Origin of the sequence: Sodalis-like endosymbiont of Proechinophthirus fluctus, from assembly GCF_001602625.1 — a bacterium.
Lineage (GTDB): Bacteria > Pseudomonadota > Gammaproteobacteria > Enterobacterales > Enterobacteriaceae.
On record NZ_LECR01000024.1, the window covers coordinates 1,555 to 6,490 of the forward strand.

A 4,936-nucleotide genomic window follows, 5' to 3' on the forward strand; every position below is an offset into this window, starting at 1 on the left:
ACACCAGCAACTGAGGCACCAGCAGCTCGATACCAGGATGGTGACGCGCTAAACAGATACCAAGGGCGGTGGCTCTCGCGGAAGAGAGAGAACTGTTGAAACCGTGGAGATACAAAAGCGTCGCCATCAGTAGCCTTCATAATCGGTGTCAGGCAGATGTTCAGTACCGCCCAGCCGACACACTTCGGTGTGCACCATGCCGTCCGGTAGCAAGTCGAGATAGCGCCAGCCGGGACCCAGGGTATCAATGGTGAAATTGGTGCAGTGCGGTTTGAACTGCACGCAGGTGGAGGGCGTCGCTAGTACACGCCGGCCCAGCCAGTCAACGTCCAATTCTTGATGAATATGGCCACAGAGCAGGGTTTTTACCCGCGGATGCGGCTGCAGCACGTCCGCCAGCATATGGGCGTTGTGCAGGCTGTGCTGATCAAGCCAGATACAGCCGGAAGGGAAAGGATGATGATGCAACAACAGCAACGTATAGCGCTCTGGCTGGCTGGCCAGTGTCTGCGTCAGCCACTCCAGTTGATAGTTGCTCAATTCACCATGGGGCACGCCGCAGACTTGGCTGTCTAGCAGCAGCAATTGCCACTCGTCGCCGATAAAAACCTGTTTAGCGCAAGAGATACCGCACTCCGCCAGCACATCAACCATGGCCGGCTGGAAATCATGGTTGCCGGGCAGCCAGACGCAGGGTGCAGGCAGGTGCGCGATCCCGGTGGCGAAATGACGATAGGCCTGGGGCGAGTGATCCTGAGCCAAGTCGCCCGTGGCGACCACTAAATCAAAATGCCGCTGTTCAGCCTGTACCGCCTTCAGCACCACGCTGTAGCTGCGCAAGGTATTCACCCCGAGTAAAGTCTCGTTCTCACCCGCAAACAGGTGAGTATCGGTGATTTGTAAAATCCTGATATTGGCCCCACGCGCCACAGGAAGTTTCAACAGGCTTTCCAAAGATTATCCTTGGTCATCGAAATTTATCTAATCAAACAGGAACCGCAATGGTACCGTATGCCAGACAATAGCGTAACCAATCTGCAAGGAACTGGTTGATTTGATGTTTCTCATCACGTTGATGTAACTTTTTATTCGGGTAATCATAACGCGCTTTGAAACGAGAGATCCGCTGACTGGAACACACTTCCGCAGCTGGCGACATGCGCGGTCTGGGTAATTTCCACAAGCGTTGTGTAGCGGGGGACCTCCTGAATGGTCAACAGGTAGCTGGCACCATACACCTGATGGGCGACGGTTTCACCCACCTGATTGATCGGTGTCAGCAACCGGCACAACTGGGCGAAGTTAGTTTCGCACAACCGCATCATTTTAGGGAAATCAGGCGTGTAGAGTTTTATCATTATCATTATCATTATCATTATCATTATCATTATCGGTCCACTCTTTTCTCAGGGATTCATGGTGTAATGCTAGCCATTGCAGGGCAATGACAGAGGCGGCGTTATCGATAACTCCTTCCTCCACCCAGCGGTATGCCTGTTCACGACTCACCGCATGGAGAAGGATATCTTCATTTTCCTCTACCAGTCCATGGATACCACTGGCTTTCAGCGCGTCCACTTCCCCCACCATCACTGTCAGGCGCTCGCTGGTGCTGCCAGGACTGGCCAGATAACTTAGCATCCGTTTGCAACGGCCCACCGCGAGTCCCGTCTCTTCAACCGCTTCGCGCCGGGCAACCTGCTCCAGTGTTTCTCCAGGCTCAATAATACCGGCCACCAGCTCCAGCAGCCAGGGGGTCAAGCTGCTGTTATAGGCAGCGATGCGGATTTGCTCCAATAATATCACCTGGTCACGCCGCGCATCATAGGGTAATAGGACGACTGCATGCCCGCGCTCTAAGATTTCCCGAGTCACTGTCTGGCTCATGCCGCCATTAAACAGCCGGTAGCGGAAGTGGTAAAGCTCCATCTTAAAAAAACCGTTATACAACGTCTCGCGGGAAAGCATTTCAACATCATCACAGCCAAATGTCACCGGTGTAACAAAAGAAGAGGTCATTATAGCGCTCCTATTGAAAAATAACGCCGCCGGCGCCGGCCAGCTAAATGTCTGCCAGTCTGCCGGAAACTGACGGTTTATATAAATTTTGTAAATATCGCCGGCATGGCAACGTTAAGCCACCTATATCTGTCTGTCCGGCAGTGTCTGCTAGAATTAACCACAATTTTTAGTAGTATTACCCTAGCAATTTTGCTGTTTCAAAAGGAATGTAACTGAATGTAAATGAAGAAACTGCTCTCCCTTCTTACTTGGACTGAGTCTCGGTGGCTTTCAGTGCAATAAGTCGATCAGAAAATCTGCTGCAGGTATCAGCAGGAGAAACTGTCCAATCCGGATCATCTTCGTCTTTCCGACGCCGACGAGATGCAGTCTTTGAAAAAATCAACGAAGAGCTACCCCGCCCCCTGCTGCTGCCTGAATTGGGATTGGGAGCAGATTATACCTACACCAAGGGGTTGGTTTCTCGACAACCGTGATATCAACTCTAACACGTCCAGCGCTACTATAAAGCTGACCCAGACCATTTTCTATATATCCAAATGGCGTGCCCAGATCCTCCAGAAAAAAACGACGGTATTCAGGATGTCTCGTATCAAACCGACGAGCAATCGCTAATTCTCATTATGCTTATGAATAGACGGTAGTGTCGGTGCAAAGATCCTTAGACTCCTCGGAAACCGGCTACCAAGTGAGCACTCGTACTATCATCGACATACTGGACGCCACACCACGCTTTATTATCTCAAGCGAAATCTCTCAGGTGCGCTACGATTATCTGATTAATCAATTAAACCTCAAATCTGCTCTCGGCACGCTGAATAAAGAGGATTTGATGACGCTAAATAATACGCTCGGCAAAAAAACAGTACCGACCACGATCCGCAGACAGTGGAGCTGGAAAACACTAAGCAGGAGAACTGAGCCGACAGCACCGATAAGTCGCGCAACGCTAATACCGCGCGCAGTAGCGCTCCACAAACAGCCATCCAGCCGCGCGCGACCCGTGTGAAGACCTCGCCACCAGACGCAATCCTTTCCAGCATTGAGTCCATTCCCGGCGGCCAGTCGGATCGCTTTTTCCCCTCTTGGCCCCGATGCTCTCCCTTGGTAGCCGCTACTGTCCGAGCGTGCGATCACAGAGAAATGTATAACTACGTAAAGATCCCAGCCATAGGCGACCCATACTTCATTTATCACCGTTTTTTCTCTATTATAGAATAGCTTCTTTGAGTTCGCAGTTAATATAATTAAAGTAGGAAAATAATGGAACGCACTAAACAGATTAACCACGCCAGCTTTCGCAAGCATTGGCGTGTTTACCGTATGGTGCCCGTCGCGATGGCTGTCAGTGCCGTTTTTTCACTGGCCGGCTGTGAAAAAAGTGACGAAAACGTATCGCTGTACATGAACAGCGACAACTGTGCCCGCGACAATCATTAACTGAGCGAACAGTGCACCGCCGCTTACAACAGCGCGCAGCAGGAAGCAGTGAAAACCGCTCCCAAATACGTCTTCTACGCCGACTGCGTAGCGGAATTCGGCGAAGATCAATGCATCCAGGTCCAGGTCCCGGCATAGGCCAGTATGGCAGCGGAATCCTAGCACAGCGGCGGCATGTGGATGCAGTTGATGGCGGGCTATATGATAGGTCGCACTATGGGCGGCGGCTACGCACAGCAGCCGCTGTTCAGCTCGCGCGCTGCTAATAGTCCGGCGCTCGGTCAGNTTATAGACGCCAGCGGCCGCGACTACGGGGCAGCCACCAGCGGGCGGTCGATGATGGTGTCTAAGAATACCCTAGTGACCAAGCCGGCGACCACCCAGACTATTACCCGAGGCGGCTTCGGCGAAACCGTCGCCAAACAGAGCGCCATGCGCAGCAGCAGCGCTACACCTCACCGCGCCATGGGCGGCTAAACAGGCATGAAACGAGTTACCATCAACGAAAGGCTGGACTGGCGAGAGAAAGCCACAGAATTCGGCTTTAATTTTCATACCCTATACGATGAACCTTACTGGTGTGAGGACGCTTACTATCAGTTCACCCTGGCACAAATCGAAACGCTGGGAGGACGCCACTGCCGAGATTCATCAGATGTGTTTGCAGGTGGTGGATAAAGTGGTGGCCGGAGACAAGCTAATGACCAAATTCCGGATCCCCAAGCATACCTAGTCGTTTATGCGCAACGCCTGGAAAACGCGTCAGCCGTCGCTCTATTCACGCCTTGATCTGTTGTATGACGGACAACATCTGCCAAAATTGTTGGAAAACAATGCCGATACGCCCACTTCCCTGTACGAAGCGGCGTTCTTCCAATGGATTTGGTTAGAAGATCAATTAAACGCCGGGCAGTTGCCAGCTAACGCCGACCAGTTTAATAGCCTACAGGAAAAATTTATACCAGCTTTGCCGAACTTCAGTCGCAGCACGGTTTTAGCCTGCTACACCTGACCTGCTGCCAGGATACTGAAGAAGATCGCGGCACAGTGCAATATCTACAGGATTGTGCTACAGAAGCTGGGTTACCTAATACGTTTCTTTATATCGAAGAGCTGGGGCTGGGAGAGAAAGGGCAGTTTACCGATATGCAGGATCAGGTCATCAGCAACCTGTTCAAGCTCTATCCGTGGGAATTCATGCTGCGCGAAATGTTCTCTACCAAGCTGAAAGATGCCGGTGTGCGCTGGCTCGAGCCCGCCTGGAAATGTATTTTTCCAACAAAGCTCTGTTGCCGATGCTTTGGCAGATGTTTCCCGACCACCCTAATTTGTTGCCAACCTATTTTGCCGAAGACGATTTCCCACCGATGGACAGTTATGTCGTGAAACCGCTGTTCTCGCAAGAAGGCGCTAACGTGCGGATCTTCGAGCAAGAGCAGGAGACTGCACGGGTGGACGGCCCTTACGGCGAAGA

3 protein-coding genes and 6 pseudogenes are annotated in these 4,936 nt (G+C 51.9%); 5 read left to right on the forward strand and 4 right to left on the reverse strand.

Annotated elements, in window-relative coordinates:
• Positions 1 to 6: 6 nt before the first annotated feature.
• The 4 genes and pseudogenes from BG74_RS16245 to nudF form a co-directional block, all read right to left on the reverse strand.
• Positions 7 to 127: pseudogene (locus tag BG74_RS16245) on the reverse strand (YqiA/YcfP family alpha/beta fold hydrolase); the annotation flags it as partial.
• Positions 127 to 954 carry a 3',5'-cyclic-AMP phosphodiesterase gene (gene cpdA / locus BG74_RS03125; protein ID WP_066596552.1) on the reverse strand — a complete coding sequence of 276 codons (828 nt, stop codon included), beginning with the start codon at positions 952 to 954 and terminating at the stop codon, positions 127 to 129. The gene cpdA and the pseudogene BG74_RS16245, both read right to left, overlap by 1 nt.
• A gap of 31 nt (positions 955 to 985) precedes the next feature.
• A pseudogene (locus BG74_RS03130) lies at positions 986 to 1,358 on the reverse strand (DUF1249 domain-containing protein).
• The gene (gene nudF / locus BG74_RS03135) at positions 1,336 to 2,019 is read right to left on the reverse strand and encodes an ADP-ribose diphosphatase (protein WP_066596554.1); all 684 of its coding nucleotides are present in this window, start codon (positions 2,017 to 2,019) and stop codon (positions 1,336 to 1,338) included. The pseudogene BG74_RS03130 and the gene nudF overlap by 23 nt, the downstream one beginning before the upstream one ends.
• 225 nt (positions 2,020 to 2,244) lie before the next feature.
• On the opposite strand from nudF, the pseudogene BG74_RS20395 reads away from it, so the two are divergent.
• The 5 genes and pseudogenes from BG74_RS20395 to BG74_RS03150 form a co-directional block, all read left to right on the forward strand.
• Positions 2,245 to 2,642 (forward strand): annotated as a pseudogene (locus tag BG74_RS20395) (outer membrane channel protein TolC); the annotation flags it as partial.
• A gap of 29 nt (positions 2,643 to 2,671) precedes the next feature.
• Complete coding sequence (locus BG74_RS16250; protein WP_244267210.1) at positions 2,672 to 3,031, forward strand: hypothetical protein; 360 nt, start codon at positions 2,672 to 2,674, stop codon at positions 3,029 to 3,031.
• Between the two features lie 254 nt (positions 3,032 to 3,285).
• Positions 3,286 to 3,747, forward strand: a pseudogene (locus tag BG74_RS03145) (DUF1190 domain-containing protein); the annotation flags it as partial.
• Position 3,748: 1 nt separating this feature from the next.
• A pseudogene (locus tag BG74_RS16255) lies at positions 3,749 to 3,939 on the forward strand (DUF1190 domain-containing protein); the annotation flags it as partial.
• 6 nt (positions 3,940 to 3,945) lie between these two features.
• Positions 3,946 to 4,936 (forward strand): annotated as a pseudogene (locus BG74_RS03150) (glutathionylspermidine synthase family protein); the annotation flags it as partial.

Excerpts from the sequence above, each read along its gene's own strand:
- nudF (WP_066596554.1), bottom strand. The coding sequence starts at position 2,019 with ATGACCTCTTCTTTTGTTACACCGGTGACATTTGGCTGTGATGATGTT.